This window comes from Sphingobium sp. LSP13-1-1.1 (assembly GCF_040676415.1).
GTDB lineage: Bacteria > Pseudomonadota > Alphaproteobacteria > Sphingomonadales > Sphingomonadaceae > Sphingobium.
On sequence record NZ_JBEGHU010000034.1, the window covers coordinates 108,734 to 135,156 of the forward strand.

Below are 26,423 nucleotides of genomic sequence, written 5' to 3' on the forward strand. Positions count from 1 at the left end.
AATCAAATTACCACTTTCGAAGCGTGGTATCAGCCGATCAGGCCGCTTCCAGCTCATCGGCATCGGCGCCCTGGACCGGACCGGAATCCTGCCCCTTGGCATCGACGTCGCGGTCGACCAGTTCGATGATCGCGATCGGCGCCGCGTCCGAAGCGCGGATGCCGGCCTTGATCACGCGGGTGTAACCGCCGTTGCGGTCCTTGTAGCGCTCGGCCAGGACTTCGAACAGCTTGGTGAGCTGCGCGTCGTCCTGCAGGCGGGAATGGGCCAGACGACGGTTCGACAGGCCACCCTTCTTGGCGAGGGTGATCAGCTTCTCGACGTAAGGACGCAGTTCCTTCGCCTTGGGCGTGGTCGTCAGGATCTGCTCATGCTTGATGAGCGAGGCGGCGAGGTTGCGGAGCAGCGAGTTGCGATGCCCGGCGCTGCGCTGCAGCTTGCGATGACCAACCTTGTGACGCATTTTTCTTCCTTCGTTCGTTAAGGGGCCGTCTAGCGGGTCCCATCGAAATGCTATTTCGATGGGCGCCCTCTGGTACCCCAGACCAGGCGGCGTTCAAGGGCCGCCGCCCTATGCCCTTTCGATCGTCCGGTGGACCGTCACGGCAGTAAATCCCGTGACGTCAGTCGACGCCATGCGTCGCTGGCCGGTCGTTCGCATTCGCTTTGCGAACCGCCGCGCTGCTGCGCTGCGCGGCTCGCTTCGTCTCAGCCCAGCAGCTCCTGTTCGAGCTTCTTGGCCATTTCCTCGATATTTTCCGGCGGCCAGCCGGGGATGTCCATCCCCAGGCGCAGGCCCATGGACGACAGCACTTCCTTGATCTCGTTCAGCGACTTGCGACCGAAATTCGGGGTGCGCAGCATCTCTGCCTCGGTCTTCTGGACCAGATCGCCGATATAGATGATGTTGTCGTTCTTGAGGCAGTTGGCGCTGCGGACCGACAGTTCCAGCTCGTCCACCTTCTTGAGCAGGTAGCGGTTGATCTGGTTCGCGTCGCTCTCGCCTTCGCCAGCCGAAGCGCCGGAGGCGGCGCCCGCAGCCGGAGCGGAAGCGGGCAGGGCGTCCTCGAAATGGACGAACAGCTGGAGCTGGTCCTGAAGGATGCGCGCGGCATAGGCCACCGCGTCCTCGGGCGTCACGGTGCCGTCGGTCTCGACGGTCAGCGACAGCTTGTCATAGTCCAGTTCCTGGCCGACGCGGGTGTTGTCGACCTTGTAGGCGACCTGGCGCACCGGCGAATAGAGCGCGTCGATCGGGATCAGGCCGATCGGGGCATCAGCCGGGCGATTGGCGACGGCGGGGACATAGCCCTTGCCGACGTCGGCGGTCAGTTCCATGTTCAGGGTCGCACCCTGGTCCAGATGGCAGATCACCAGGTCGGGGTTCATCACTTCGATGTCGCCCACGGTGGTGATGTCGCCGGCGCGCACTTCGGCAGGGCCGGTGGCGGACAGCTGGAGACGGCGGGGACCGTCGCCTTCCATCTTGAGCGCGACCTGCTTGATGTTGAGGACGATGTCCGTGACGTCCTCACGCACGCCCGCGAGCGAGGAGAATTCGTGGAGGACGTTCTCGATCTTGATCGAGGTGACCGCCGCGCCCTGGAGCGAGGAGAGAAGAACCCGGCGCAGCGCATTGCCGAGCGTCAGGCCGAAGCCGCGCTCCAGCGGTTCGGCGACGAAGGTCGCCTTGCGCCTGCCGTCGCCCGCCACCTTGATCTCAAGGCTGTTGGGCTTCTTCAATTCCTGCCAGTTCTTCATGTTGACAGTCATGTATTTCCCCTGGGGATGTGGCCGAAACGTTCAAAATCCTGACCCGACAGGACGTTCCGACCGATGCAGATGGGTGAGCGGGCGACGCGTCCGCCGCCCGCCGACAAGCCGCGCGTCGTTATCAGACGCGGCGGCGCTTGGAAGGACGCACGCCGTTGTGCGGGATCGGCGTCACGTCGCGGATCGAGGTGATGTGGAAGCCAACGGCCTGCAGCGCGCGCAGGGCCGATTCACGGCCCGATCCCGGACCCTTCACTTCGACTTCCAGGGTACGCACGCCATGTTCGGCCGCCTTGCGACCGGCGTCTTCGGCGCAGACCTGCGCGGCGTAAGGGGTCGACTTGCGGCTGCCCTTGAAGCCCATCATGCCGGCCGAGGACCAGCTGATCGCATTGCCCTGGGCGTCGGTGATCGTCACCATGGTGTTGTTGAAGCTGGCGTTGACGTGCGCGACGCCGGCCGAGATGTTCTTGCGTTCGCGGCGCTTGATGCGCTGGGGTTCGCGTGCCATTTTGCTCTAATCCTACTGAAATCGTTAAAAGCGGAAGTGACCGGAGGGCCGAGCCGAAGGGGCTGACCCTCAACGATTACTTCTTCTTGCCAGCGATCGGCTTCGCCTTGCCCTTGCGGGTGCGCGCATTGGTGTGCGTGCGCTGACCGCGAACCGGCAGGCCCTTGCGGTGACGCAGGCCGCGATAGCAGGCGAGGTCCATAAGGCGCTTGATGTTCATCGCGGTTTCGCGGCGCAGGTCGCCTTCCACCGTGTGATCGGCGTCGATGGCTTCGCGGATCTGCAGGACTTCGGCGTCGGACAGGTCCTGGACGCGACGGCTGTGGTCGATGCCCAGCTTGTCGGCGATCGCGACGGCGGTGTGACGGCCGATGCCGTGGATGTAGGTGAGCGCGATGATCACGCGCTTGTTGGTCGGGATGTTGACACCCGCAATACGTGCCATGGTAATCTGTACTCCTGCTCCACGGGGCGGTTGGCGCCACCCCATCTCAAAGCGTCAGGGCTGCAGTCCTTAGGCAGACGACAGCCGATTCGATAGGCCCCAAGACGCAAAAAAGACGGCCAGCGCCACAGCACTGCCGCTCGTGAGCGTGTCGGGAAGGGGTGCCCTTAGCGATTCGGCCCTTGGCTGTCAATGACGGGTGGCCGCGAAAGCGGTGAGATCCGGCGCTTCGGCGACCCTGAATCTCCAACCCGTCCGACGCATCGTCGCGCCCTTTTCGGGTTGATGCAATCCTGTTCCCTGGGGCATGAAGGCGCGATGCGCTTCACTCTGCCCTCCATCCTGTCCGTGGCCGCCCTGGCCGTGCTGGCTTCCTGCGTCGGCGCGCCTGCGCAGCGCGCACCTGCGCCCGTGCCCGCGCCGCGCCCGGCCCCCGTCGCCAGGCCCGCGCCGCCTCCACCCCCGCCGGCCGACTGGCAGGACCGGCCGACCACGGCGGGCGACTGGCGCTATCAGGTGGACGGCACCGGATCGGTCGCCCTGTTCGGCGCCGACGCGCAAAGCAGCCTGTTCATCATCCGCTGCGACCGCGCGACGCGCCGCATCGCGCTTTTGCGGCCCGGCCCGGCGCAGGCGGCAATGACGGTGCGGACCAGCTATGGCGCGGTCAACTGGCCCGCAAGCGCCCCCGCCGGGACCATCGCCGCGACGCAGGCGATCCGCGCCGCGAGCGACGCCACGCTCGACCAGATCGCCTATAGCCGGGGCCGTTTCGCGGTCGAGGTGCAGGGCATGGAGATGCTGGTGCTGCCAAGCTGGGCGGAGGTGAGCCGCGTCGTCGAGGACTGCCGCGCCTAAGTCCCTGATTTCCGGTGAACTGCGTCGACGTGACGGTAAATCACCTGCGATCGGCGGACGCAGAAGTATGATTCGAAAAAAGAATTTTACAAGCCTTGAACTGGCGGCTCGTCTGATTCACATATCATTTCATAGACGGCGAAGGACCAGTATCCGGGAACGGCTATAGGGGCTTCAACTAGCGAAAGGAGGTGATCCGATGTCTCATGGTTCAGCAATGGGGTCGGTCAAGTCCATTCGGGGAACGCGCCGCTGAGCGACGCCATAGCGTCGGTTTTGCAGACATCCGGTGACTGTCGACTGCGGTTCCGCAGGCGAAGCGCCCTATCCGCAGAATAGCGCGAACCAACGTTTCCCTTGGGCGGCACTTCCGGCCGCTGACCATGTCAATGATGGGCCGCTGGAGACTTATCCCTCCAGCGGCCCCTCTCATATGTGGCGCGGTCTTGCCTGATATAGGCGCGCGAAGATCGCTCCTGCCTCACCCCCCGATCGATCCGTCCTAGCGCTCCACCCCCTTTGCCTTCCCCCAGGCCCGCGCCGCCGTATATCCGAGATAACCGGTGCCGAAGAGCGCATAGAGCGGTTCGGGCAAGGCACTGAAATAGGCCTGCATCGCCCGGATGATCCCCGCCGCCACGTCGGGGCGCACCCCGCCGATCAGCCCCAGCGGCACCGACCACAGCAGCAGTCCGTACATCACATAAAGAAAGGCGGGACGCGCCGACAGCGTCCACCGGTCGCGCGCGATGCGCCTGCGCGTAGAGGTCATGCCGACCCTCCTAACCGATCCGATTGGCAAGCCAGCCGTAAAGAAAGGCCTCGTTGGCGGGCCTGCTCTCGGCCAGCGCCAGATAGCGCTCGCCCTGAAGCGCCTCCAGCGCCTTGAGCAACACCTTCTCGCCCGCGGGCCCGCGCACGGCCAGGAATGCGCCCAGCGCGGCGAGCGTCCTCGCGCCCACGGCCCGATCCACCTTCACATCGGCATAATCACGCTCGTTGCGGTTGAGGGCATTCAACGCCCGCTGAAGGAAGCCGCCCGCGACCGTGGCCCCCATGTTCACGGCCGTGTCGAACAGTTCCTCCGCCACGGCCGGAGCCAGTTCGGCGACAAAGGCGAAACCCGGCTTCTCCCAATAAAGCCGGCGATAGATCATCTCGGCCACCGACCTGGGCAGCGCCCGCATGTCGCCGCCATAGCCGTTTTCCCGCGCCACGCCTTGGGTGATGCCGAAATTCGTCGGACCGCCGCGATCCGCCGGATGGTTGCTGTAGCCGCCCTCCCGCGCGATGACCTCGTCGATCATAGCCGCAATATCCATGAAAACCGCCCTCCTGTTTCCGAAAAGCGGATCATTTATCCCATTTGGTTAGCTGTAGGACAGCGGAAAAGCGCTGAGGCAGGTCATCCGGCGAGGGAAGGAGACCAGGCAGGCTGAAAAACGCCCTGCCGGAAATTTGGTCGGGACGAGAGGATTCGAACCTCCGACCCCCACACCCCCAGTGTGATGCGCTACCAGGCTGCGCTACGTCCCGACCGGAGCGGCGCAATTAGAAGCAGTTTGGCGAATATGCAAGCCATTCGATGCAGGCTTTTTGCGCATTCGTCGGAAACCCTAATCATGTTGCCTCAGCCGTGCGATCTGTGTTAGCCGCGCGCCCTTGATCTGTGGGCGTTTGTCTGCGCCCGCGACAGGACAAGAGAAGAAGGCGAAAGTCCCAAGCATGTTCATATCTCCAGCCTTTGCCCAAACCGCGGGCGGGGAATCGTCCGGCGCCTCCATGCTGGTTCAGATGGCCCCGCTGGTCCTGATCTTCGTCGTCTTCTACTTCCTGCTGATCCGTCCGCAGCAGAAGAAGATGAAGGACCACAAGGCCAAGATCGACGCCGTGAAGAAGGGCGATCAGGTCGTGACCGGCGGTGGCCTGGTCGGCAAGGTGGTCCGCGTCGACGATTTCTATGCCGAGGTCGAACTGGCGCCGGGCATGAAGGTGAAGGCGGTGAAGTCCACCCTGACCGACGTGATCGATCCCGCCACCGCCAAGCCCGCGAACGACTGAGACGTCCATGCTGAACTTTCCCCGCTGGGCGGTCTTTGCGATTCTGGCGCCGCTGCTGATCGGCATAGCCTGCGCCGTGCCGAGCTTCCTGCCTGACCGGGTGGTCGAGCAGTTGCCCAAATTCATGCAGACCCGCGTCAATCTGGGCCTCGACCTGTCGGGCGGCAGCCATTTGCTGCTCGAAGCATCGACGCAGGATGTTGCCAAGCAGCGGCTCGCCAATATGGAGGAGCAGGTCCGCACGGAACTGCGTCGGGGCGACACGAAGATCGCGATCGGCGACATTTCCAGCCGCGACGGGAAGCTCAGCTTCATGGTCCGCAACCCCTCGGAGGTTGACGCCGCCGTGGAGCGCATCCGACCGCTGACGCAGGGTGCGGGCCTCACCGGCCAGCGCGATTTCAATGTCGAGGTGGTGAACAGCTCCACCATCGTCATCACGCCGACCCAGGCGGGCATCGACAATGCGGTCAAGGGCGCGATGGAAGTTGCGACCGAAGTCATCCGCAAACGCATCGACGAGATGGGCACGCGCGAACCGACCATCCAGCAGCAGGGCGACAACCGCATCGTCGTGCAGGTGCCGGGCCTCCAGAATCCCAAGGCGCTGAAGGATCTGCTCGGCCAGACCGCGAAGCTGGAATTCAAGCTGGTCGACGTCAACGCCAACCCGGCCGAAGTCGCGCAGGGCCGCGCCCCGGTGGGCAGCGAAGTGCTGCCCTATCCGACCAATCCGGCCGGGCCGCCGATGATCGCCGTCTACCGGCAGGTCATGGTGTCGGGCGAAGACCTGACCGACGCGCAGCAGGGCTATAACCAGCAGGGCAACGAGCCGATCGTCAACATCCGCTTCAATGGTGCGGGCGGGCGCAAATTCGGCCAGGTGACGTCGCAGAACGTCAACCGTCCCTTCGCCATCATCCTGGACGGCAAGGTGCTGTCGGCGCCGAACATCAATGAACCGATCCTGGGCGGCAGCGCGCAGATCAGCGGCAGCTTCACGGTGGAAAGCGCGAACCAGCTCGCGATCGCGCTGCGGTCGGGCAAGCTGCCCGTCGCGCTGACCGTGGTGGAGGAGCGCACGGTCGGTCCGCAATTGGGCGCCGACTCGATCAAGGCCGGCCTTACCGCCTCGATCATCGCGGTCGTCGCCGTCGCGGCCTTCATGTTCCTGAGCTACGGCCGCTTCGGCATGTACGCCAATTTGGCCGTCGCCATCAACGTGCTGGTGATCCTGGGCGTGATGGGTATTCTCGGCGCGACGCTGACGCTGCCGGGCATCGCCGGCTTCGTGCTGACCATCGGTACGGCGGTCGACGCCAACGTGCTGATCTACGAACGCATCCGCGAGGAACGCCGTCGGGGCCGCAATGTGGTCCAGTCGATCGAACATGGCTATAAGGAAGCCAGCCGCACCATTTTCGAAGCGAACGTGACCCACGCCATCGCCGGCGGCATCATGCTCGCTCTGGGGTCGGGTCCGGTCAAGGGCTTCGCGATCGTGCTGCTGATCGGCATCGCGACCAGCGTGTTCACCGCCGTCACCTTCACGCGCCTGCTGGTGTCGCGTTGGGTTCGCGCCAAGCGCCCGACCGAAATCCACATCTGACGGGCGGAGAGAAACATGAAACTGCTTAAGCTCGTCCCGGACAACACCAATATCGGCTTTGTGAAGCTGCGCCACTGGGCCTTTGCCCTGACGGCGCTGCTGACCGTGGTCGCGGTCGGCGCGACCTTCTACAAGGGCCTCAATCTCGGCGTCGATTTCGTCGGCGGACTGATGATCGAGGCGAAGTTCGAAACGCCGCCGCAAACCGACAAGGTGCGCGGCGTGATCGACCGGCTGGGCGTGGGCGACGGTTCGCTCCAGCAGTTCGGCGATCCCAGGACAGTGCAGATCCGCCTGCCGCTGCCGGAACAGGGCGGCGCGGGCGCGGCCAACGCCATCGTCGAAAAGGCGCGCAAGGCGATGACGGCGGAATTCCCCGGCGTCACCTTCTCCCGCTACGACACGGTGTCGGGCAAGGTTTCGGGCGAGCTGATCCAGAACGGCGTGCTGGCGGTGATGCTGGCGGTGATCGGCATCGCGATCTTCTCCTGGTTCCGTTACGAATGGCAGTTCGGCGTCTCCACCTTCGTCGCGATCATGCACGACGTGCTGATGACGCTGGGCTTCTTCGCCATCACCCAGTTGGAATTCGACCTCAACATTGTCGCCGCCGTGCTGACGATCGTGGGCTATTCGATCAACGACAAGATGGTGATCGACGACCGCATCCGCGAAAACATGCGCAAATATCGCAAGATGGACATGAAGTCGCTGATCGACCTGTCGGTCAACGAGACGCTGCCGCGTACCGTCATGACCTCCCTCACCGTGCTGCTGGCGCTGGGCGCGCTGCTGCTGCTGGGCGGCCATGTGCTGCGCGGCTTCACTGCGGCCATGATGCTGGGCATCATCGTCGGCACCTATTCCTCGGTCTATGTCTCCTCCTCACTGCTGATCAGCCTTGGCCTGTCCCCCGCCGCGGCGGAGAAGAAGGCGAGCAAGGCCAATCCCGCCGCCCAGGCGGAGCGCATGGGCCCGCGCGACGACGGGGCGCGGCCCTGAACGGGAACAGGTCCGGGATAGAGCTGCGCCGCGATGATGCGGGGCAGGGGCCGATCGTCACCGGCTTTCAGGGTCGCGGCTTTCGCGTCAGGGACGATGTCTTTCCCGACGGCCTGCTGCTGTCTCCCGTGCGGGCGCTCGCCTGGCGCCATGCCCCCGCCGTCGATGCGCTGACCGTCGCGGATCTGGGCGACCTGCTCGACCTGGATGTCCCGCCGGAATTCCTGCTGGTCGGCACCGGCGCGGCCCTGCGCCAGCCGCCGCGCGCCTTCGTGCGCGAACTGGAAGGCCGCGGGATCGGCGTGGAGGTGATGGACAGCCGCGCCGCCGCCCGCGCCTGGGGCGTGCTGCGCGCGGAGGAACGGTGGATCGTCGCGGCCCTCATGCCGCTTGTCTGAGGGGGGCTGTCCGCCCCGCCTTGCGCTTTCCTCTTCCTTTGCCTACTCTTGGGGCAAGTTCCGGCGCCTCTCGGCGCTGGCGAAGAAGAAAAGAGATACGGCCATGGTGCAGCACAGCCGCCCATCGCCGCAGAGTTCCGGCCCGGCCGGCGGAATTTCGGGCAAGGGGGTCCGTTCCGGTCCGGGCAATGGGAGCAAGGCTGCGGCCCTCACTCCCCCGTCGAAATCACGGGGCCTCTTGCCTCACGCGCTGCGGGGCCGGGGGTCCTATGCGGCGATTGACCTCGGCACGAACAACTGCCGCCTGCTGATCGCCAAACCCTCGGCGGACGGCTTCATCGTCATCGACGCCTTTTCGCGTATCGTGCGATTGGGGGAGGGGCTTGCCGCTTCCGGCCGGATCAGCGACGAAGCCATCGAGCGGGCGATTTCGGCCCTCTCGGTCTGCGCCGACAAGCTGCGCCGCCGGCATGTCACGCTGGCCCGTTCGGTCGCGACAGAGGCCTGCCGCCGCGCCTCCAACGGGGCTGAATTCATCCAGCGGGTCTATCGGGAAACCGGCATCGCCCTCGACATCATCAGCGCGCAGGAGGAAGCACGGCTGGCGGTGCTGGGCTGCCACGCGCTGCTGGAGCCGGGCGATGGGCCAGCGCTGATCTTCGACATTGGCGGCGGGTCGACCGAACTGGTGCTGGTGGACGCCAATCGCGCGGGCGCGCCGCATATCGTCGACTGGGTGAGCGCGCCCTGGGGCGTCGTCTCCCTGACGGAGAGCGAGGCGTTCGATCATGCCGATCCCATGGACCGGCTGTCGGCCTATGCCCGGATGCGCGCGCGTGTGGCGGACGCCTTCGCGCCGCTGGCGCGCCGACTGCCCTCGCCGCAGGCCGATATTCGCCTGCTGGGCACATCGGGCACGGTGACGACGCTCGCCAGCCTGCATCTCGACCTGCCGCGCTACGACCGGCAGGCGATTGACGGGCTGATCGTCCCTTCCACGTCGATGCGGGCGATTTCGGCGCGGCTGTCCTCCATGCCGCTGGCGGAACGGCAGAAGCTGCCCTGCATCGGGACGGAGCGGGCCGACCTGGTCGTGGCCGGCTGCGCCATATTGGAATCCATCCTCGACATCTGGCCCGCCCTGCGACTGGGCGTGGCCGATCGCGGCATTCGCGAGGGCATATTGCGCGGCCTGATGGACCGCGACGGAGTGAAGATGTGAGAGGCACTGGTGCCGGCAAGGTGCGGGTCAAGACGGCGAAGGGGCGGACGGCACAGTCCACCCGCTGGCTCGAACGACAGTTGAACGACCCCTATGTCCGCCGCGCCAAGGCGGAAGGGTGGCGCAGTCGCGCCGCCTTCAAGCTGATCGAACTGGATGAGAAATTCCATTTCGTGAAGGGTTCCCGCGCCGTGGTCGACCTGGGCGTGGCGCCGGGCGGCTGGGCGCAGGTGGTGCGGAAACTCTGCCCCAAGGCGAAGGTGGTGGGCATCGACCTGCTGCCGACCGATCCCATTCCGGGCGTCACGCTGTTCCAGATGGACTTCATGGACGACAAGGCGCCCGTTCTTCTGGCCGAGGCGCTGGGCGACGCGCCCGACCTGGTCATTTCCGACATGGCAGCCAACACCGTCGGGCATGCGGCGACCGACCATCTGCGCACCATGGGACTGGTCGAGGCGGCAGCCATGTTCGCCGTCGAAAATCTGCGCAAGGGCGGCACCTTCGTGGCGAAGGTGTTCGCGGGCGGCACGGACGCCGACCTGCTCGCCATCCTCAAAAGGCATTTCACCACGATCAAGCACGCCAAGCCGCCGGCCAGCCGCAAGGGCAGCGTCGAATGGTATGTCGTGGCCCAGGGCTTCAAGGGGCGCGCCGAAGAAGGCTGATCCCGCTCATCTCTACCAAGAGATTGAAATGCCTGCCTGTTCCTGCGAAGGCAGGCCGTTTGGGGCGTTGGGGGAACATCATTGGTTTCGACGGTATCGACGGTCGCCTATCTGGGGCTGGAAGCGCGCGGCGTGGAGGTTCAGTGCCAGCTCGTGCCCGGCCTCCCCAATTTCATGCTTGCGTAAGCGCAAACAATAATCCGCTATCCGCAGATTTCTTAGGAAAATGCAGCCAATAGCGCGCGTCCGACGTGCATCACAGCGGCAAGGTCATCTGTCGCATGTCGTGTATCGTCGGCGGTCGTTCCATAGCACAGATGATGGTCTGTGCCAGTTCAACAGCGGCTTGCTCACGCAGGCGTTCGTTCGGGGCAGTCAGTGCTACTCGTGCCCATCCGGGCGCATTGAGGAGGCTCTGAGCGAGCCACAGAGAATCAGGCTGGGTCATGCAAGAATTAGAACATAAAGGGAACAATTGAGCAAGCGGCTTGAGGCTGATTTTCACTCATATGGCTGTTATACGTTCATATGGCTCTTATAGAATAATATTTTGCCATATAACCATATCGACGTCATAAGGGTGTTACGGATCGCAAGGCGATTCGGATGCCTAAGCGTTCTAAGGAGATTACAGTGCCCAGCATTGATATTGATGAAGCCACGAACCTGCGTTTGCAGAGCATGGCGAAGCCGCTTGTTGATACCTACGATTCCGTCATCCGGCGCTTGCTGGACTTATATGAGCAGGGTTCGTCGGCTGCGACCCCGGCTCCAACGACAGTGATGCCTGGCGCGCCGTTGACCGATGATGGTCGCATTATGACTTTCGATTGGCGCAATCCGCCGCAACTGGCGCATACGACTGTTACTGCGGTCAATCTTGAAGGCGTCATGTTTCCGAAAGCCGACTGCTATTGGAACACCATCATGATACGCGTCATCAAATTGATGAGCGAGCAGGGGCATGATGCGTCTGCGATCAAGGACGCGCTTTCCGTTAACGCGATGGTCGGTCAGAAGGTCGATAACGGCTACAAATATCTGCCCAGCGTGGGCATTTCGGTGCAAGGTCAGGACAGCAATGCTGCGTTCCGTCAGGCTTTCGAGCTTGCCGATAAGCTGGGCATCAAACTGGAAGTGCAGTTCAGGTGGCAGAACAAGGAAGAGGCGCTGTATCCCAACAGGGTTGGATCGTTCATCGTCTGATCGGTGTTCCGCGAAAGCGGGCGCGAGCCGTTGCGAAAAGCCCGTCTGGAAAAGGCGGGCTTTTATTTGATTTTAATCCTTCGGCGGTGCCGGTGTGCTCATTTCCGGACCTGATGCCTTTACGATGTTTATAAATTCCTGAATATGGCGATCCTGCACGATGAGCACGCTTTCCCAATGTGTCGTATCAGCTTTGGGTTTGAAGAATGGATGAAACAAATCTCCTCTGCGCTCGTGCAATGGCGCGCCCCAACGCGAATTATTGTGTTTGAGCAGGTTGTTCAGCATCCAAAGAATTTCCATGTCATCATCGACAGGGTAGTTCAATTTTCTGACATTCGTAATAAGCTTCGCATGATCGAACTTGTCGTTCTTCAACCATGAGCGGGCATGGCGCTCCCAATGATGATAGAGTGTGGTCACAAAGGCTTTACGCAGCGTGATTGCAGCCTCAATGGCTTCCCGTTGGCGAAGCTCTAAAACCTGATCTTGGCTCCATATTGTAAAGCCTTCATCGTCAACCTCACCTTCCCATTCGCCGCCATCGGCAATGTACTTTTCATATGCATCAATCGCCTCTTGTGTGGCGTCGATCTTGCTTTTTAGGGCGTCATGGGCAGCGAGATAGCTGAAACCGATTATGTCGATGCCATCCTGATATGCGACGCCAGCCATGTTGAAAGGGAAAGCAACCAAGCGAACCTCCGTTTGGCCCGGCCTTAGCATAGATGAGAAAGCCCGCCAGTTTCCTGATGAGATACTCTACTTTAACAGTCAGTGCTGTTTTCCCAGTCTATTCTGCTGTTAAGAGTGCGTCCTAACTCCTCCCAGTCCGGCCTGACGCAATGCTCGCACTTTGCGTACGTAGGAAATACACCACGGGCTGCATTCTCAGCGATCATGATCCCGCGATTGAGCGCGCGGCTGGTTAGAATTTTCAGAGCATGTCGATCCTCGACGCCCCCTTCATATTTGGCAAGTCTGAGACTGTATGTAGTACTCAGTTCTGCGATGACGCCGATCTCGTATAATTTGGCTTTTGGATAGTATGATCTATTCCATAGGCATTGCAAATAGCGGAAAAGGCTATCACTATCCTTCTTTCTGGGAAGGACTTTGTATGTTGGCGGAGTGAGCACTATCTGTCTGTGTTCTTCCGTGGTTCGAGATAATATGTCTGCGATGTGATCTAGTACCAGCTTCTTTGGCAGTCCAACTGGTATCGAAACAATTAGGCAGGTCTGTCGGCCTTGATCGGCCCACCTGCCATTTATGTATTCGCCCGCTTTAGCTGTCAGGTGAGCCAAAGGTTCGTCGGTTTCTTTGAGAAGCGCTTCCATCACGTGAACCGACGGATGCTCGCCCTGATAGCCAAAATGGCGAATACCCTTCGCGGCCCACCAGTCGTCAAAGCTGATCCGGTGCAGATTGCCCAGATTGTCATACACTGACAACACGGCCTCGAAGTCGGCTGGAAGCCTTGCGCGATCCGTGTCGCTCAGCGTCCCGGTCCTCTCCCTGTGCGCCAGTTCGTAGCTCGGACTCAAATGAAGAAATTCATACCAGAGCCATCCGAATACGGCCTGCTCTCGGTTCACCCAACGGTCGCTAACGGGAATTTGCGGCGATTTGTCGCCATGTTTACTGGTCAAAAGGTTATCTCGTTACAGCCAACAAAAACAGGATAATCACGTATCAGGATAACTCACGCCTATCAATTCCTCGCCACGACGCACCGACGCTTCGCTGGAAATTGAGGAGTAAGAAAAGATGACTGACGCAGACGCAACCAAGAACACCATCGATGACGCGGCCTTTGAGCAGGACGCAGCCTACGAGCAGAGCCTTGCCGATGTCCGAAGTGAACTGGACAAGGCGCAAAGCACCTACAAGAAAATGCGTGGTAATCGCGCGTTGGGAATGATCGTCGCTACCAGCTTCAAGGCAGGCAAGAAGTTCTTGAAATCAGAACCCAGCGTTCAGGCGCTCATCTTGTCGCAGCATCAAATCAATATGACCGGCAACGTCAATCGCTTTTCGCCTTGGATCGCTGCCTCTTGCGGTGAGGAAAAGCCGGGTGCCGACAAGGTGAAGGCTATCGACGGCAACGAGTATCCAAAGTGGGTGCCTGACGCCAACATGAAGCGTTATTTCCATACTATGGAAGCTCTTGATGAGGCCGGGTTCGATGAAACTAGCGACGTGAAAATGATGACTGACTGGATCATGGCTCAGGGTGGTTCACAGTCCATTGTTATCAAGCGGCTTGCAGCAGCAAAAGCAGATGAAAAGCCCGAACGTGAGAAGAGAGAAGAGGAGCAGCGCAAACTTTATCTGCGGGATGGACCGCAAGCTTCCATCTCACTCGACACCAACGCGATCAAACTGCCTGAAGGCACCGCAGCGTATTTTACGCTTGTTATCGAGAAGGGTTCGGATGGATCGTTTATTGTTCGAGGTGTCGCGGAAAAAGATGCTTCTGCCAAGCTGAAAAAGCTCGCCGAAGTCGCATATGACGATCTCAAGCTCAGGTCTGAACTCAAAGCGGAGCTTAAAGCCGAGCAGGAAGCCGAGAAGGGCGAGAAGATCAACAATATTGCTTCCGGGGAAGTAACACTCACGCCGGAGATAAAGGCGAACGCTCGCGCTGCTTTGGTGGCCAAGCAGTCGGTCGAAGCGAACTAATGCTCATGGGGAGGCCTGAGCCTCCCCACAATAGAGGACAATTTACATGATTACACCACTTCAGCGCGCGGCTGCGCGGCAAGCCCTCGTGCCTCTCAACAATGACCACGAGTTCTACCACAAGGCCGATGTTCTCAAACGAACTTTCCCCCAGTCGGTCTTAGATGACATCAAAGCCGAAATCGAAGTCGCAAAAAAGTTCAACAAGAACGCGGATGAAATTGGAGGTGCAATCCTCACCCCTGAGGCTGGCGCATATTGGGAAGAAGTTCAACTTCTCATTAAGCGCGGTAAGGCGGCGCAGGCGCGAGGCGACAAAGAAGCAGAAAGCGAGATCAGCAAAGCGTCAGAACGTCTGCAAGAAGCGTTCGACGAACGGGTGCCGGACCATGACAAGGCAAAGTTCAAGCACCTTGACCCTCAGAACCATAAAGAGACTTGGGATGATGACTGGGCATATATAGAGTTCCCGGCACCACTGTTAAGGGATGAGTTCGCAAGCTCGCATCGTATCGCATCGCCACGGAACTATGGCCAGCGTTCGGTTCTTACTGTCCTTGGTCAGCCGCCAGTCAGTCAAGCCGATCAGGACAAGACGAGAGAGCAAGGAAGGAAGCTCAGGCAGAAGCTTGCAGAGTTGCGCGGCGAGAAGACTGTCCGGGAAGTGCAGATACTTTACCGCAAGTTAGAGGCTGGTTCAAAAAAGGTGGAGAAGGACAGAGAAGATGCTCGCCGGTACTTGGCAAAAAAACAGGCTAAGGAACAGCGCGAGGCAGAGATCAAGGCAGGTCTCCGATACGCCAACGGCCAATTGAAGAAGAAGAAAAAGCCCAGCACTAGTAGCTCTGGCGCAACAGCTAAGGGAACATCGTAGGTCGGCAGTTTGGTGGGGCTTACAGGAATATCAAATTAATATCGCGTTTCGGAAGGGCTGAATGTATAAATAGATATGTGAACGGTGGGTGGTATCGCTGTTCAAGCGGCCCACTGTAGAAACATTGACCCGCTTGCGATTACCACCCCGCAGGCGGGTCATTCTTTTATGGCTGCACCGTCCTCTGAGACGATCTCGATAGCCCAACATTTCCCCCTTATACTATACCGGCCCCAACTAGCCCTGACCCTTGCTGTGTAAGTGAGGATGGATGAGCCGCCGGACTGCTAACCCACAAGGGCTCTAGCAAAGCGTCGTGGAAGAGAATTGCGATCCCACTCCGGACAACCGCATGGCACCACGTTAAAAAGTGCAGGCCAATGACGGCACGTGAAGACACGCAGGTGATCGCAAAGAATGCTCAGGAGGATTAAATTCCCCGGTCCAAATGGACAACGAGCGTCACGAGTCCCCGGAAGTTGGTAGAAGGAGGACCACTGTCTGTTGCCTGACAAGTCCTAGCACACACGACGCTAATCGTATGGTTCGTGTGTGTCCGCATGAGGCTCTGCTTCCACAAGAAGCATCCTGAAGCCTAACCTAAAGAGCGATCGGCTAAACCCCGCTGCCCCTGATAAGGGCGTTAGATACGAAGTGTGAGACGTCCGTACTGGAATACCCACATAGCTTCCCCCATATACTAGAATTGAGTTTTGAGAATGTTATCTCTCTTTGCAATGGTTCTGGTATATGGGGGAAGTGTGTATCAATCCACCTGGAATGGATCAGAACTAATCAAGATAGCTTCCACTGCTTCTGCTTATCGCTCTTCCGACTAACTTCTAAAAGAAGTCGCTTCAAACAATCTGCCGCTTGGAGTGCGATCCGCACGGAAAGCGAGTAGATTGTGTAGAAGCAGGACAGCGCGTCAGCGTTCGTCCTCCTCTACATAGAAACTATCGCTCAGCGCGATTCTCCTGTAATAGCTATGGATCAATCGAGGTGAATGGCGTGCTATCTGCGACTGACGAAGAAGTCCAAAAGATCACTGATTATGTGGAATGGCAGGCACCTGATCTAAAAGTCACGTTCTGTCAGAAAATCTACAGTGAGAGCGTCTTGAGTCATCGCCATGATGTCTGGGATGTTCATACCACCAAGGATCGCTGGTGGGTCATCACGAACCCGACCAACCTCTATTCCCAAGATCAATTCCCCAACATGGATTATGCGGTCACATTCCATTTGGGATTGATGCTGCGGATGCCCCGTTCAGAGCGGCCTGCGATCATGGAGGCCCAGATCGAGCCGTTTTCCAAGTCATTCGAGGCGATGGCAGCGGCCTATGAAGCGTTGGGTCAGGCCCATAAAGTTTCTGATTTTCAGACTGTCGGAGTTCGCTGCCGTGAGGCCCTGCTGGCATTCGTCGCAATCGCTCAGGTCGCCATTCCATGGACGAAGGAAGGCGATGCTCCGAAGAAGGCCGACTTCAAGGGGTGGATTGATCATGTCTGTAGTGTCGTCTTGGCGGGGGAAACCAACAAATATCGGCGTCAGCTATTGAAGACGCAGGCCGATGCTGCATGGACGTTCGTGAACTGGCTCACGCATAGCACATCATCGAACTGGCACGATGCCGAAACCGGAGTTCATGCCACGGAGGGGGCTATATCGCTTTGCTCGACCGCTACGACCCTCTTCATTCGGAAGGTGCCCAGCCAATGCCCAGAATGCGGCAACCTGCGCCTTACTCCGCTGAGAGCCGAAAATCCGGAAGACCCGAAAGATGTTTGGGAGGGGCCGTTTTGTCCTGAATGCGAATGGATGGGCGAGCCAGTCCAGATTACCACTGAACCCATCCCGATTATCACCAGAGAGGGCAAGGACGATGATGGCGAGTGCATCATTCCAACGGTGCCGCTCAGAAAGTTGGCGAGACCGGGGGACGAAGTTCGATAAGTTTTAAGCGATGGCTGGCTCAGAGCCACTCAGATGCCGATTATGCTTGCGCCCCATAACGCCAAGGTATGTCCAGCTGTGTGCAATGCCGAATAGAAGGCGTCCGGATTGTCCCAAGCGGCGTCAAATGCCTTGTCGGCGATATGGTCACCAATAAAAACTGCGCCAGCGACCGCCCACGGCTTCTTGCAGAAATTCAAGATGCGGGCCGCGAGCTTTTTGAACCGGCTTTCCGCCCGCTCAACTACTTCCAAATCAGCGGACGTTTCACGATCCGGCTTGGCTAATTCTGCCCGAACCTCTGCTACGCTTTCGCGAGCTTCCACAAGATCAATGTCGTCTGGGCTGAGTTGGAATTCCTCTGGCGGTGCATTGTGGCCCATGCCCGCAGGACGGTTTTGCCAGAATTCGATGTGCTGCTCGATCCGGTCAAGCTGCTCACCTAGTGCGTTGAGGCGTTCGTTCAGGCTGGGGGCCTGATCGTAATCGTCGTCCTCGAAATCCTCTTCTACTTCTTGGACGCGTCCTGAATTTGGTGCCCAATCGAAAGTTCCGTCATTCTGCACTTCGTCAACGGCTCGGGCGATCCATTCTTCGTCAGCATCGGGAAAGGCTCCCCAGATTTCCTCCTCGGCGTCATAAGGGCCGCCCCATATATATTGATAACCCCCTTCGCTGCTGTCGTAGGGCGTGGATTGAGCAGGGTCTTCGTAGTTAGCGGCGAACCAATCGACCATTGCCTCAACGGCTTCGTCTTCCTCCAGCCCATCTAGGGACGGGGGGTCACTGGGACCAACTAAATCTGCACCAGCCATGCTTCACCAACATTTGTTTCGATGGCGGTATAGTAGAGGGCGCAGGTGGAGATCAATCTAGGCCGCATAAAAGACCGTCTTTGAAGCATGGACCTAAAGCGCCTCGATCCGATCAACGTCTAACAGGTCGAAACCCGCCCGCTTACCGATGACGCGCACCCGTTTGCCGATCAGGTTACGGGATCGCCAAGCCGTCCACAGGCCCACGTCTAATTGCCACTGGCCGCCTCCCTCGACCCGGAGCACCCATTGGCCGCCGTTATCGTTCAGCCAGCCTGTTTCGTCGTGGCGCGATCCCATTGGCATTACCCCGCTCCCTTGCAGCCAACTATTCGCACGCCACTCCATCGCCATCGCGGTCCAATCGACGGGAGTATAGAAGAGAACGCCCTAACGCCGTCGTTGGCATCGCGTGGAAGCGAAAGCGGCCGTGCCGCCGTCGACCACTTGTTGTCGCTGATGAACGCTATCACGCCTCTCACAAGTGGACGCTTACTGACCCCACAACGCGCAGGACGAAATCCACTCGACCACATAGGAGGCTTGGGATTTACGAAGGTGCTCGTTGTTCGCCGGGGGCTCAGCCTAGGGCCTCTTATTCATGGTTGCTGCGGTCTTCATCGCGCTGATGTTCATGGCATAGAGGATCAATCCACTTTCATCAGTTACGTCAAATTGCCAATCTTCATCCACCCAGATGACCTCGGCGTGATCGCTCAGCAGCTTTCCCACAAAGCGGGCCATCTCAGTTCGAAGAGCGGTATGGTCGTCCATTTGTACGGTCACGGCATCCCCAATATGAGATGCGGTTCGGATGTTGAAAATGTAATTGGGCATCCGATTTCTCCGCCTACCAGAGCGCAGGAGCGTTCAATCAGTTCCAGTCTTCCCTTTCATTTTGCTTACCAATAGGGTGGCTCGCTTTTCCGAAAAGCCAGATGGCATTCCCAGAGGTTCGCCGATCTCGGATGCATGCTTTCCGTAGCTTGTCGCAGAGACGGGTCAAGCTGATGTAAGTTGTAGCGGCCAGGAAATGCTTATGTTAAGATCGCTCATCGTCAGCCACTTCCAAGGGCGCTGGCGGCTGAGGGCTAGCTTCCCCCGCCTGAATGGACGGAGGGTTTATGCATACCCCGACTTCTCCCGTGCTCGCACCCATGGTTCACAAGCTGGCGAGCCGTTCGCCGCTCGGCCCCGCTGACACCGCCGCTTTACTCGCCCTGCCTTATCGCTTGGCTACTCGCGACCCTGGCACCTATTTAGTTCGAGAAGGTGACAGAGCCGATAGTTGCATCGTGCTCCTTTCTGGCTTCGCTTATCGAAGCAAGATGACGGGTGATGGGGATAGGCAGATTCTCTCAATCCATCTGCAAGGCGACCTCGTGGACCTGCAGAACAGTCTGCTCGAAGTAGCGGACCACAATGTGCAGGCGCTTACCCGCGTTGAACTGGCCTATATATCGCAGGAGGCAATCCTGGATGTAGCGGCGGCGTATCCCGCAGTCACGCAGGCCTTCTGGCGCGACACACTGGTGGACGCTTCGGTGTTTCGTGAATGGATACTCAATGTTGGCCAGCGGGATGCACGCCAACGGATTTCGCATCTGCTCTGCGAATTGGCGCTGCGGCAGGAGGCGGCGGGAATTTGCGAAGGGCCGCGTTTCGAGTGGCCGATGACTCAGGAACAGGTCGGTGATGCCACCGGCCTCACAAATGTTCATGTGAACCGCACGCTTCAACGCCTGCGCGAAGACGGGCTCATCAGCTTGGGCAGCAAATCAGTGACCATCACAAACTGGCAAGATTTGCAGGATGCAGGCGACTTTAATAGCGCATATCTTCATCAATGCTTTGCGCTTCCGGCCTAGCCGCTTTCTAGCCGGGCGAGGCAAGTTCGATGTGAATCGGACATGCGAATGTCAGGGTGAGCAGCTTCTGGCCATGCTCATCCTCCACGTCGAACCGGCCACTATAATCCCGCCGGCCCTGCTTTACGGCCTCGGCGATCAGACCGCTCGCACCAGCGATCGCGGCCTTCTGAATTGCAGCTATGTTGGGAAGCTCAATGCCTTCTAAATCCGGGATGAACTCGTCCCCTTCCGTCATGTGCATAAAGTAAATGGGCATCGCAGCGTCCTGCTAAAGGACCAAACAGCCTAGCTATTTTCCGCGCTTGCACCACTACCTGCATTAAGTGTGGGGCGTTCACCCCCCTTTTGTATGTAGAGGCCGTGAGCTTCGAAGTCTGCTTTCGCTATATCCATCCCGCAAGCAGACTGACCGCCTGCCACCCCTTCCGGCCATCGCCATTGGGCTTCGCGTCAGATTTGCTGATAGACGCCGTTGGCTTGATCGATCAGCACGATGGTCAGCGGCGTATAGGCCCCGAGCGCGTAAGGCGTATTCACCCCGGCATAGTTGATCTGGCCGCCTGTAGGTGGATAGATATTCAGTCCAGTGCCCGTGCCGTTGAAGATCGAGAATGTGGTGCCAAGGGTCATGCTGGCCGGGAGTATGAGGCCCTTGTTGGATGCGTCGGCGCTGGATATGTGAAACACAGATTTTGTGACCAAAGCAGCGGTGCCAGCAGTCGTGCCTGTTGCGCTCTGGAAAGCAACTGTGGGCAACCGCACATAGCTGGCGTCGATGGGTCTATTGGAGAGATCATTATAGCTGTTGCTCGTAGCTACCGCCCCAAGGCCGGTGATCGTGCTGGCCGCTTGGGTGCCTGTATGGGTGGAACGGTCGCGTAGCTGGGCATCGGTTGCGTTCGCTGTCGCGGCAGTTGCGATGCCATTCAACTTCGTTTTGTCCGACGCGGACATAAGGCCGTCAACCGATGTGGTAACTGCCGTTGGTTGGCCGGTCAGATCGTCGTAATCCCCCGTGGTAGCAACGTCGGACAGGCCAGTGATCGTGTTGGCTGCTTGAGTGCCGGTATGTGTGGAGCGGTCACGAAGCTGGGCATTGCTCGCGTTAGCGGTTGCGCCAGTCTCAATGGAATCGAGTTTCGATTTATCGGAAGCGGAAAGCAATCCAGCGACAGAAGAGGTCGCGTTGCCAATCCAGCCTTTAATCTGCGCCACGGTCATCTTGTAATTGAAGCCGGACTTCAAGATCGGAAAAGTCTCGGTGCCGTCAACGCTTGGAACTGTAGTGAGTTCGGATATTTTCTTTGTCGCCATGGCGCCTCCTTTGTTATCGTTATTTACTCAAAGGCGAGGACGTCTCCGGTTTCCGTGGCCACTGTTACTGCGTCGGCAAATTCCATTTCAATCACTGGCATGATAACCGGCATGTCGAACGCCAGCACTTCCCCGGTTTCGAGGGTGACAAAGGTTTCCTCTTCAAATTCCATCTGCTCCGGTTCTACGATGACAGATGACGGCGTTCGCAACTGCTGATCCTCCATCAGGACTGACGAGGATAGCGCCCTGAGAATTTCGCCTACCCAGAACCCGTAAAACAATCTCGTAGAGGGGCTTGGGGAAAAGCTGCCCGACATTTCCCCGCTCTTGCTGAACAGGGCGTAGAGGTAGCTGAGGCTGCGTTCACGCGCCTCAAAAATGTCGGCGGTCGAATGACCGGCTTCGATCAGCGCCGATAGGGCGTTGATATGGAGCGCAGCAATATGCGGCTCGTCATAGGAGGTACTGGGCAGCGACGAACCATCCTGAGCAAAATATGTCGGTGGCTGATTGCCGTTATCACGCAAGAAATCTGCAAGGAACGCCACGTAGTCGTCAACGACCTCATAAAGCGCGGTCGGGATCGCATTGCCGTCCCTGTCCAGTTGCAGCAATAGGCTAGCAGCGCCGTTGAAAGAGCGTGCTTGGAAGCCGCCCCAATAGGTGTTCGGGTCAGGGCCGGTTGCTGAGAAGCCCTCTGCCTGCCCGTATGCGACGTTATCCCACTTAGGCCAGATATAGACCTGCGAGAACGGGCCGCGCAGGCCGGTTTTGCTGTAATAATCGTCCTGGCTGTCTCTGTAGAATTCTATGACCTGGCTGACATGATCCAGCTTTCCCAGCATCGCCCAGACAGAGGGATATTGGTACGCGACATACGGAGTGCCGCGCCAAAATTTCGTGCCTTCCTTGCCGTTCCTATCAGTCGTGAATGGCACGACGCCGGGGCTGTAACGGTAGCTGATCGGCAAGCTGTTCGAGACATAAATGTCCCCGAACTTCGCGGTGATCGCGGCGCGGCTTTTCATTTTCAGCTTCACCTCCGTCAGCATCGCTTCGGGAAGATCAAAGTTCGTCGGCTCCTCGCCATAGCAATATACGTCGATGGAGGCCGGCCCGGTTTCAGGGATCGGCGCGAAACTGAAGCTGTTGAAGCTGGTGCCGGATGGAAACGCGCTCGGCGGCGTCCCTGTGTTGTTCTGGTAGGGCCATGGCGTGAGATCCCCCGCGCCGAGAGTGTATTGGCTCCAGCCGCCTGTGCCTGCCGCTAATTCCTTCCCCCAAATCCATCCATCGGCATCCTGAACAGTGATAGCGCAGCGACCGGACTTGAGGCGATATGTGAGCGTGTCGAGGCCGATCGATCCTGATGTGACGGTCCAGAACCCTACGACGCAATATGCTTCCGGCGATGGCAGGGAAATGCCTGCAAAACCGACGAGGCGATCATTGAAATAGCCCATCTCTTTCGTCGCTACCGCGCCCGAATTGGGCATGAACTCGGCTTGATCGGCGGTCAGATAGCTGGTGCCGTCGCTTTTCTTTTTTCGGCGAAAGGTTTTGAACTTGAATGCGCGAATGGGCACGGAACTCAGGCTGTCATCGGCAAGCAGGATTTCGCTGAACGTTTGCGGCTCCGCTCCCAGTTCATCGCTAACAGTGATGGTCAGATCGCAGAAGGTGTTGGGGCTGTTCAACAGCATTTCGCAGTTAAGGACGGTTTCGGGCGTCACCCGATTGATGATCGCGGTCTGTGCGACTTCAAGTTCCGCAACGTCAGAGCCGGTCTCGCGATATTTCATGATTGTGCTGTAACCGCGATCAACGCCTACATAAGCGGTCATCGAACTATTGCTGAGCGACCAATAAGCGATGCCATGTTTGAAAGGCTTGGAAGAAGTAGAGTTCTTCTTGAAGTAGTAGGCTTCCGGTTCCAGCCGTGTTGCGGCATCCAATGAATAGGCAGCGGAGTTGAAGGCGCGCAGATAGTCCGTGTTGCCGGTGCTGTCGTACATCGCCTTGAACAGTTCGATGTGCCAGAGTTCAACGTCCATCGCGCTCGCACACTCGCCATAGCCCAGCTTGCGCCACATAGGCCAAGCATCGAAGCCATTGTTGCGCGCAATGACGGCTCCTGTACGGGCAGCAGATGCGACCTTGAGTTGTCCGGTGAACGGCTCGACAAGCTTGATTTTTCCGGCTGTCTCGCTTTCCAAGATGCCGAGTTCAACGCCATTGGCATCCATCTTCATCAATCGGCTATCGATGAAACAATCCACCGCATATTTCTCGCCGGTATCGCCCAGCACATCGGCAAAGACGTTTTTCCAGAGCAGCTTTGCGGTAGCGACAGGGCCGTAGGCGAAATAGACGCGGGCAGTCAGTTCGCCAAAGTTCGGGGAGCCGTGCGGGATGAAGCCGATCCCATCTTCGAAATCCACGACAAGATCGAAAGAACCGGACTGCTGATAATCTCGCGTATCGACCGGCCCCAGCACCTTGAACGGGTATTTGCCGTTGATAACCCAATGATGCCGCCATTCACCGACGGAGATCGGCAGCGAATATGCCGGAAAGTAGTTTTCGAGATAGGCGTTAGTGAACCGGACGGCACGGTCTTTGAATATCGGGATGCCGGTTGCTTCATAGGCGCGGATATAGCCCAGTGCGAGCAGCACTTGGCTTTCGCTGGTAGCCGCATTGCTAGGCAGATAGCTGCCGCGACCGCTTTCATAGTGCAGCGAGTTGTTGACCACCCCGGCATTGTTGACGAGGTAATTGGCGTCCTCGCCCACGGCAGCATCGCCGGTATATCGCTCCACGAAATTGTGGAGGCTGATAATCATGCTAACGATGTCGTTCGAGAATGTGCCGGTCATGAGGTGAACGCCACCCCGGCAAAGATGCCGAACCAACTCACGCCGCCGTCGATGCTCGATAGGTCGATAATATCGGTGTAACCCGGCGTCACCGACAAGATGGGTTCGCGCTGCTGGTTCCACATGATATTCGAGGGCCAGCTAATGTCCCGGCCCCCTGATCCGTCCTGCGTGAGATACAGGCGCAGCCGATGCTCATGGGCTGTATCGACGGTAGTAACGCCCACTGTGAGGGTCAGGCTAGCCGTGTTTAGCGTGATATGCGCCACCGGCCCCGCAAAAGCATCCACGAACAGGCTTGAGGACGTAGGGGTGATCCGCTGGATAATGACCTGTGAAATATTCCTCAGTTTCGCGGGACAGGCCGCGAGCTGGGCATAGCCAGTGGAATCGGTGAGAGGGTAAAAGCCGTCACCATTGGGACCGCCGTTGATCGTGCCGGTCATCCATGTGCGAAATTCGGTTTCTCGCGCCTGCCATTTATCGAGCAGTTCGGACATCTGGTTGGTGAGGTCAGCGCGGCTAGGCGACAACTCCGCGCCAACGGTTGTTTCGAGCGCCGCTAGATCGGTATCAAGCTGATCGAGTGTTCTGGACATACGCTACTTATCAGTAGATCGTCATGGAGAAGAGCGTACGGCTATTGGCTGTAACGGAAGTCTCCGCAGCGAAGATAACATCAACGGTATAGGTGCCTGCTGCAAGCTGTAGTGCACCCATCATAGGAACGCTGTCTGCTGTCTTCATGCCGCCGATGTGGAAGACTTGCTGTCCGTTGATCCGCAGCTTTGTATTCCAAGTCTTGTCACCATCTGGAAAGCCAAGAGCAACGCTCACATTGGCAAAGATTGTGCCGGGACTGGCCAGCGTTATCGACTGCGACAATATGGTGAGCCAGTTGCTCGTCCCCGTTCCGGCGACTGCTAATGTTGCGGAACTAATGGATGGAGCGCCGACCGTGCCGCCTGTTCCCACTTTTAGCGTATCGACTTCAACATTGGTCATCTTGATCACGCCATCGGCGTAAGCAAAAGGAGTGATTGACGTTCCCTCATTCGGATCGATAAGCCTGAATACGTCCGTGACAATCGCATAGTCACCAACGGTCCCATCATTCGTATTCACGACGCCGGTAATATGCCCGTCAACGTTGATCTGATGGACTGCTTTTGCAGTGACGCCATCGGACGAAATGAGAACTTCGCTCAAGTTGATGATCGAGGCTTCATGCTCGCTCGTCGCTGCGCTTAGTTCATCGAGTGTTGACGCGAGGGTTTTACCCGGCTGGCTTTGAACTGTTGCCGCATCTAGAATGAAGGCCGTTCCATCAGAGCTTTTTGCGCCGATGAGATCGAGCGTTGTGTTGATCGCGGCGATGTCCGTTTCGCGCTGGGTTCGTTCGTTCAGAACAAACGTGCCTACCGGCTGTCCCTCGACAAACGTGCGGGCATCATAGACCGTTTCCATGTTATCGACGCGAAAGACCTGTTCCAGCATGGAGTCGGCATTGAACTCCAGATCGGCAAGCACCTCGCTAACCGGACGAAGGCCGATCATTGTGCCCTCTGGTGCGCCAACAGTGGCATTGTCTTCCGGCTTTGTGCCGTATGGGTCGGTAACGCTGTCCCATGCGATGCGGGAACGCCGGAGCATCTGACAGAGCGTAACCCGGTCAGTGCTGAACGCGGTGCCATTTGCCACGACAGCCTCAATGACGAGCGCCGAAACGCCATTCGACCGACACAGATCGTCAAACAGCGCGGCTTCAAGGGTTATGCTGTTCGCGTTAGCTGAACTACTGATCTTCCCGGCTGTCAGCAGAGCAGCAGCGGTTCCCTCTGCGAGAGCCGTGTTATCAACCCTCTTCAACCGCCACTGTGTTGTTGAAGAAAGATTATACTTTGTCAGCGTCAGGGTAGTGGTTTGCGGTAGAACCTGATTGTTCGCGTCATAGGCATAGAAATAATGGCTTGTCGCTAATTCAACATATTTGCTCGTGCCGTCAGTAGCGCGAGCCTTTGCAATGGTGAAAGTCTTGTAGATTTCATAGCCATTATAGTAGGCGCGAAATGTCGCATTCGCATTGTCATTCGCAACAGCCGTAACGCCATATTGGCCATTGCTGCTATTGATGGCGACAGAGCAACCCTCTTGATAGGCAACTTCATAAGTTGCACCATTGCCGGTCGTAACATCAACCGCATTGTCGTAGATTTTGAACTGGCCGCTAAACGTATCGAGGGAAGTCATGCTGTCACCTAATATTGGAA

At 58.6% G+C, this 26,423-nt stretch carries 30 protein-coding genes, 1 tRNA gene and 1 pseudogene; 13 read left to right on the forward strand and 19 right to left on the reverse strand.

Annotated elements, in window-relative coordinates; translation table 11 throughout:
• Positions 1–37: 37 nt before the first annotated feature.
• The 4 genes from rplQ to rpsM all read right to left on the reverse strand — a co-directional run bounded on the left by rplQ (position 38) and on the right by rpsM (position 2,729).
• Positions 38–463 (reverse strand): 50S ribosomal protein L17, encoded by a 426-nt coding sequence (gene rplQ / locus MRBLSP13_RS15705; RefSeq protein WP_133652635.1) that lies wholly within the window; start codon positions 461–463, stop codon positions 38–40.
• A 245-nt stretch (positions 464–708) separates the two neighbouring features.
• The gene (locus tag MRBLSP13_RS15710; protein ID WP_363738566.1) at positions 709–1,773 is read right to left on the reverse strand and encodes a DNA-directed RNA polymerase subunit alpha; all 1,065 of its coding nucleotides are present in this window, start codon (positions 1,771–1,773) and stop codon (positions 709–711) included.
• A 121-nt stretch (positions 1,774–1,894) separates the two neighbouring features.
• Positions 1,895–2,284 carry a 30S ribosomal protein S11 gene (gene rpsK / locus MRBLSP13_RS15715; protein ID WP_004208752.1) on the reverse strand — a complete coding sequence of 130 codons (390 nt, stop codon included), beginning with the start codon at positions 2,282–2,284 and terminating at the stop codon, positions 1,895–1,897.
• Between the two features lie 76 nt (positions 2,285–2,360).
• Positions 2,361–2,729 carry a 30S ribosomal protein S13 gene (gene rpsM, locus MRBLSP13_RS15720; RefSeq protein ID WP_097090689.1) on the reverse strand — a complete coding sequence of 123 codons (369 nt, stop codon included), beginning with the start codon at positions 2,727–2,729 and terminating at the stop codon, positions 2,361–2,363.
• A 318-nt stretch (positions 2,730–3,047) separates the two neighbouring features.
• On the opposite strand from rpsM, the gene MRBLSP13_RS15725 reads away from it, so the two are divergent.
• Positions 3,048–3,587, forward strand: a complete 540-nt coding sequence (locus MRBLSP13_RS15725) for a hypothetical protein (RefSeq protein WP_363755713.1) — start codon at positions 3,048–3,050, stop codon at positions 3,585–3,587.
• Positions 3,588–4,089: 502 nt separating this feature from the next.
• Here MRBLSP13_RS15725 and MRBLSP13_RS15730 read toward each other — a convergent pair.
• The 3 genes from MRBLSP13_RS15730 to MRBLSP13_RS15740 all read right to left on the reverse strand — a co-directional run bounded on the left by MRBLSP13_RS15730 (position 4,090) and on the right by MRBLSP13_RS15740 (position 5,123).
• Positions 4,090–4,359, reverse strand: coding sequence for a 3TM-type holin (locus tag MRBLSP13_RS15730; protein WP_363755454.1), 270 nt, complete (start codon positions 4,357–4,359; stop codon positions 4,090–4,092).
• A 10-nt stretch (positions 4,360–4,369) separates the two neighbouring features.
• Positions 4,370–4,909: a glycoside hydrolase family 108 protein gene (locus tag MRBLSP13_RS15735; protein WP_363755456.1), complete on the reverse strand. Its 540-nt coding sequence runs from the start codon at positions 4,907–4,909 to the stop codon at positions 4,370–4,372.
• 137 nt (positions 4,910–5,046) lie between these two features.
• Positions 5,047–5,123: transfer RNA gene (locus MRBLSP13_RS15740), tRNA-Pro, on the reverse strand.
• A 189-nt stretch (positions 5,124–5,312) separates the two neighbouring features.
• On the opposite strand from MRBLSP13_RS15740, the gene yajC reads away from it, so the two are divergent.
• The 7 genes and pseudogenes from yajC to MRBLSP13_RS22430 all read left to right on the forward strand — a co-directional run.
• Positions 5,313–5,648: a preprotein translocase subunit YajC gene (gene yajC / locus MRBLSP13_RS15745; protein WP_363738575.1), complete on the forward strand. Its 336-nt coding sequence runs from the start codon at positions 5,313–5,315 to the stop codon at positions 5,646–5,648.
• A gap of 7 nt (positions 5,649–5,655) precedes the next feature.
• Positions 5,656–7,257, forward strand: a complete 1,602-nt coding sequence (secD, locus tag MRBLSP13_RS15750) for a protein translocase subunit SecD (protein WP_363755458.1) — start codon at positions 5,656–5,658, stop codon at positions 7,255–7,257.
• Between the two features lie 15 nt (positions 7,258–7,272).
• Positions 7,273–8,259: a protein translocase subunit SecF gene (secF, locus tag MRBLSP13_RS15755; RefSeq protein ID WP_363738577.1), complete on the forward strand. Its 987-nt coding sequence runs from the start codon at positions 7,273–7,275 to the stop codon at positions 8,257–8,259.
• A gap of 113 nt (positions 8,260–8,372) precedes the next feature.
• Positions 8,373–8,657, forward strand: a complete 285-nt coding sequence (locus tag MRBLSP13_RS15760; RefSeq protein WP_414714660.1) for an MTH938/NDUFAF3 family protein — start codon at positions 8,373–8,375, stop codon at positions 8,655–8,657.
• Positions 8,658–8,760: 103 nt separating this feature from the next.
• Positions 8,761–9,879, forward strand: a complete 1,119-nt coding sequence (locus tag MRBLSP13_RS15765) for a Ppx/GppA phosphatase family protein (RefSeq protein WP_363738579.1) — start codon at positions 8,761–8,763, stop codon at positions 9,877–9,879.
• Positions 9,876–10,547 carry an RlmE family RNA methyltransferase gene (locus tag MRBLSP13_RS15770; RefSeq protein WP_363738581.1) on the forward strand — a complete coding sequence of 224 codons (672 nt, stop codon included), beginning with the start codon at positions 9,876–9,878 and terminating at the stop codon, positions 10,545–10,547. Before MRBLSP13_RS15765 ends, MRBLSP13_RS15770 begins: the two co-directional genes overlap by 4 nt.
• Positions 10,548–10,628: 81 nt before the next feature.
• Positions 10,629–10,727, forward strand: a pseudogene (locus MRBLSP13_RS22430) (ATP-binding protein); the annotation flags it as partial.
• A gap of 76 nt (positions 10,728–10,803) precedes the next feature.
• Here MRBLSP13_RS22430 and MRBLSP13_RS15775 read toward each other — a convergent pair.
• Positions 10,804–10,995 carry a DUF6771 family protein gene (locus tag MRBLSP13_RS15775; protein WP_363755460.1) on the reverse strand — a complete coding sequence of 64 codons (192 nt, stop codon included), beginning with the start codon at positions 10,993–10,995 and terminating at the stop codon, positions 10,804–10,806.
• A 185-nt stretch (positions 10,996–11,180) separates the two neighbouring features.
• Between MRBLSP13_RS15775 and MRBLSP13_RS15780 the strand changes: the two genes are divergently transcribed.
• The gene (locus tag MRBLSP13_RS15780; RefSeq protein WP_363755462.1) at positions 11,181–11,753 is read left to right on the forward strand and encodes a T4SS efffector SepA family protein; all 573 of its coding nucleotides are present in this window, start codon (positions 11,181–11,183) and stop codon (positions 11,751–11,753) included.
• Positions 11,754–11,825: 72 nt separating this feature from the next.
• Here the strand turns inward: MRBLSP13_RS15780 and MRBLSP13_RS15785 are convergent, their stop codons facing one another.
• Both MRBLSP13_RS15785 and MRBLSP13_RS15790 read right to left on the reverse strand, forming a co-directional pair.
• Positions 11,826–12,449, reverse strand: a complete 624-nt coding sequence (locus MRBLSP13_RS15785) for a hypothetical protein (protein WP_363755464.1) — start codon at positions 12,447–12,449, stop codon at positions 11,826–11,828.
• A 71-nt stretch (positions 12,450–12,520) separates the two neighbouring features.
• Positions 12,521–13,405, reverse strand: coding sequence for a hypothetical protein (locus MRBLSP13_RS15790; protein WP_363755466.1), 885 nt, complete (start codon positions 13,403–13,405; stop codon positions 12,521–12,523).
• 118 nt (positions 13,406–13,523) lie between these two features.
• Between MRBLSP13_RS15790 and MRBLSP13_RS15795 the strand changes: the two genes are divergently transcribed.
• The 3 genes from MRBLSP13_RS15795 to MRBLSP13_RS15805 all read left to right on the forward strand — a co-directional run bounded on the left by MRBLSP13_RS15795 (position 13,524) and on the right by MRBLSP13_RS15805 (position 17,271).
• The gene (locus tag MRBLSP13_RS15795) at positions 13,524–14,438 is read left to right on the forward strand and encodes a hypothetical protein (protein WP_363755468.1); all 915 of its coding nucleotides are present in this window, start codon (positions 13,524–13,526) and stop codon (positions 14,436–14,438) included.
• A 46-nt stretch (positions 14,439–14,484) separates the two neighbouring features.
• Positions 14,485–15,312, forward strand: a complete 828-nt coding sequence (locus MRBLSP13_RS15800; protein WP_363755470.1) for a hypothetical protein — start codon at positions 14,485–14,487, stop codon at positions 15,310–15,312.
• A gap of 1,002 nt (positions 15,313–16,314) precedes the next feature.
• Positions 16,315–17,271 carry a hypothetical protein gene (locus tag MRBLSP13_RS15805; RefSeq protein WP_363755472.1) on the forward strand — a complete coding sequence of 319 codons (957 nt, stop codon included), beginning with the start codon at positions 16,315–16,317 and terminating at the stop codon, positions 17,269–17,271.
• 29 nt (positions 17,272–17,300) lie between these two features.
• Here MRBLSP13_RS15805 and MRBLSP13_RS15810 read toward each other — a convergent pair whose 3' ends face one another.
• The 4 genes from MRBLSP13_RS15810 to MRBLSP13_RS15825 form a co-directional block, all read right to left on the reverse strand.
• Complete coding sequence (locus MRBLSP13_RS15810; RefSeq protein WP_363755474.1) at positions 17,301–18,086, reverse strand: hypothetical protein; 786 nt, start codon at positions 18,084–18,086, stop codon at positions 17,301–17,303.
• Between the two features lie 93 nt (positions 18,087–18,179).
• On the reverse strand, positions 18,180–18,392 hold the full coding sequence (locus MRBLSP13_RS15815) for a DUF5818 domain-containing protein (protein ID WP_363755476.1): 213 nt from the start codon (positions 18,390–18,392) through the stop codon (positions 18,180–18,182).
• Between the two features lie 22 nt (positions 18,393–18,414).
• Complete coding sequence (locus MRBLSP13_RS15820) at positions 18,415–18,495, reverse strand: excalibur calcium-binding domain-containing protein (protein WP_363755715.1); 81 nt, start codon at positions 18,493–18,495, stop codon at positions 18,415–18,417.
• A gap of 176 nt (positions 18,496–18,671) precedes the next feature.
• Positions 18,672–18,923, reverse strand: coding sequence for a DUF6894 family protein (locus tag MRBLSP13_RS15825; protein WP_363755478.1), 252 nt, complete (start codon positions 18,921–18,923; stop codon positions 18,672–18,674).
• Between the two features lie 320 nt (positions 18,924–19,243).
• On the opposite strand from MRBLSP13_RS15825, the gene MRBLSP13_RS15830 reads away from it, so the two are divergent.
• A complete protein-coding gene (locus MRBLSP13_RS15830; protein ID WP_363755480.1) occupies positions 19,244–19,954 on the forward strand; it encodes a Crp/Fnr family transcriptional regulator in 711 nt (236 codons plus the stop codon).
• A gap of 7 nt (positions 19,955–19,961) precedes the next feature.
• Here the strand turns inward: MRBLSP13_RS15830 and MRBLSP13_RS15835 are convergent, their stop codons facing one another.
• The 5 genes from MRBLSP13_RS15835 to MRBLSP13_RS15855 all read right to left on the reverse strand — a co-directional run bounded on the left by MRBLSP13_RS15835 (position 19,962) and on the right by MRBLSP13_RS15855 (position 26,403).
• Positions 19,962–20,192, reverse strand: a complete 231-nt coding sequence (locus MRBLSP13_RS15835) for a DUF6894 family protein (RefSeq protein ID WP_363755482.1) — start codon at positions 20,190–20,192, stop codon at positions 19,962–19,964.
• A 215-nt stretch (positions 20,193–20,407) separates the two neighbouring features.
• A complete protein-coding gene (locus tag MRBLSP13_RS15840; protein WP_363755484.1) occupies positions 20,408–21,271 on the reverse strand; it encodes a hypothetical protein in 864 nt (287 codons plus the stop codon).
• Positions 21,272–21,294: 23 nt separating this feature from the next.
• Positions 21,295–24,153, reverse strand: a complete 2,859-nt coding sequence (locus MRBLSP13_RS15845; RefSeq protein ID WP_363755486.1) for a hypothetical protein — start codon at positions 24,151–24,153, stop codon at positions 21,295–21,297.
• Positions 24,150–24,752, reverse strand: coding sequence for a hypothetical protein (locus MRBLSP13_RS15850; protein ID WP_363755488.1), 603 nt, complete (start codon positions 24,750–24,752; stop codon positions 24,150–24,152). Before MRBLSP13_RS15850 ends, MRBLSP13_RS15845 begins: the two co-directional genes overlap by 4 nt.
• A gap of 10 nt (positions 24,753–24,762) precedes the next feature.
• Positions 24,763–26,403: a hypothetical protein gene (locus MRBLSP13_RS15855; protein ID WP_363755490.1), complete on the reverse strand. Its 1,641-nt coding sequence runs from the start codon at positions 26,401–26,403 to the stop codon at positions 24,763–24,765.
• Positions 26,404–26,423: the final 20 nt, after the last annotated feature.

What these genes read in the sequence shown, in the direction of transcription:
- secF (WP_363738577.1), top strand. Translation starts at nt 7,273, where the DNA reads ATGAAACTGCTTAAGCTCGTCCCGGACAACACCAATATCGGCTTTGTG.
- MRBLSP13_RS15735 (WP_363755456.1), bottom strand. Translation starts at nt 4,909, where the DNA reads ATGGATATTGCGGCTATGATCGACGAGGTCATCGCGCGGGAGGGCGGC.
- MRBLSP13_RS15765 (WP_363738579.1), top strand. Translation starts at nt 8,761, where the DNA reads ATGGTGCAGCACAGCCGCCCATCGCCGCAGAGTTCCGGCCCGGCCGGC.
- MRBLSP13_RS15725 (WP_363755713.1), top strand. Translation starts at nt 3,048, where the DNA reads ATGCGCTTCACTCTGCCCTCCATCCTGTCCGTGGCCGCCCTGGCCGTG.
- rplQ (WP_133652635.1), bottom strand. Translation starts at nt 463, where the DNA reads ATGCGTCACAAGGTTGGTCATCGCAAGCTGCAGCGCAGCGCCGGGCAT.
- MRBLSP13_RS15710 (WP_363738566.1), bottom strand. Translation starts at nt 1,773, where the DNA reads ATGACTGTCAACATGAAGAACTGGCAGGAATTGAAGAAGCCCAACAGC.
- MRBLSP13_RS15820 (WP_363755715.1), bottom strand. Translation starts at nt 18,495, where the DNA reads ATGCCAACGACGGCGTTAGGGCGTTCTCTTCTATACTCCCGTCGATTG.
- secD (WP_363755458.1), top strand. Translation starts at nt 5,656, where the DNA reads ATGCTGAACTTTCCCCGCTGGGCGGTCTTTGCGATTCTGGCGCCGCTG.
- MRBLSP13_RS15855 (WP_363755490.1), bottom strand. Translation starts at nt 26,403, where the DNA reads ATGACTTCCCTCGATACGTTTAGCGGCCAGTTCAAAATCTACGACAAT.
- yajC (WP_363738575.1), top strand. Translation starts at nt 5,313, where the DNA reads ATGTTCATATCTCCAGCCTTTGCCCAAACCGCGGGCGGGGAATCGTCC.
- MRBLSP13_RS15730 (WP_363755454.1), bottom strand. Translation starts at nt 4,359, where the DNA reads ATGACCTCTACGCGCAGGCGCATCGCGCGCGACCGGTGGACGCTGTCG.
- MRBLSP13_RS15795 (WP_363755468.1), top strand. Translation starts at nt 13,524, where the DNA reads ATGACTGACGCAGACGCAACCAAGAACACCATCGATGACGCGGCCTTT.
- rpsK (WP_004208752.1), bottom strand. Translation starts at nt 2,284, where the DNA reads ATGGCACGCGAACCCCAGCGCATCAAGCGCCGCGAACGCAAGAACATC.
- MRBLSP13_RS15825 (WP_363755478.1), bottom strand. Translation starts at nt 18,923, where the DNA reads ATGCCCAATTACATTTTCAACATCCGAACCGCATCTCATATTGGGGAT.
- MRBLSP13_RS15845 (WP_363755486.1), bottom strand. Translation starts at nt 24,153, where the DNA reads ATGACCGGCACATTCTCGAACGACATCGTTAGCATGATTATCAGCCTC.
- MRBLSP13_RS15835 (WP_363755482.1), bottom strand. Translation starts at nt 20,192, where the DNA reads ATGACGGAAGGGGACGAGTTCATCCCGGATTTAGAAGGCATTGAGCTT.
- MRBLSP13_RS15810 (WP_363755474.1), bottom strand. Translation starts at nt 18,086, where the DNA reads ATGGCTGGTGCAGATTTAGTTGGTCCCAGTGACCCCCCGTCCCTAGAT.
- MRBLSP13_RS15775 (WP_363755460.1), bottom strand. Translation starts at nt 10,995, where the DNA reads ATGACCCAGCCTGATTCTCTGTGGCTCGCTCAGAGCCTCCTCAATGCG.
- MRBLSP13_RS15815 (WP_363755476.1), bottom strand. Translation starts at nt 18,392, where the DNA reads ATGCCAATGGGATCGCGCCACGACGAAACAGGCTGGCTGAACGATAAC.
- MRBLSP13_RS15840 (WP_363755484.1), bottom strand. Translation starts at nt 21,271, where the DNA reads ATGGCGACAAAGAAAATATCCGAACTCACTACAGTTCCAAGCGTTGAC.
- MRBLSP13_RS15830 (WP_363755480.1), top strand. Translation starts at nt 19,244, where the DNA reads ATGGTTCACAAGCTGGCGAGCCGTTCGCCGCTCGGCCCCGCTGACACC.
- MRBLSP13_RS15800 (WP_363755470.1), top strand. Translation starts at nt 14,485, where the DNA reads ATGATTACACCACTTCAGCGCGCGGCTGCGCGGCAAGCCCTCGTGCCT.
- MRBLSP13_RS15850 (WP_363755488.1), bottom strand. Translation starts at nt 24,752, where the DNA reads ATGTCCAGAACACTCGATCAGCTTGATACCGATCTAGCGGCGCTCGAA.
- rpsM (WP_097090689.1), bottom strand. Translation starts at nt 2,729, where the DNA reads ATGGCACGTATTGCGGGTGTCAACATCCCGACCAACAAGCGCGTGATC.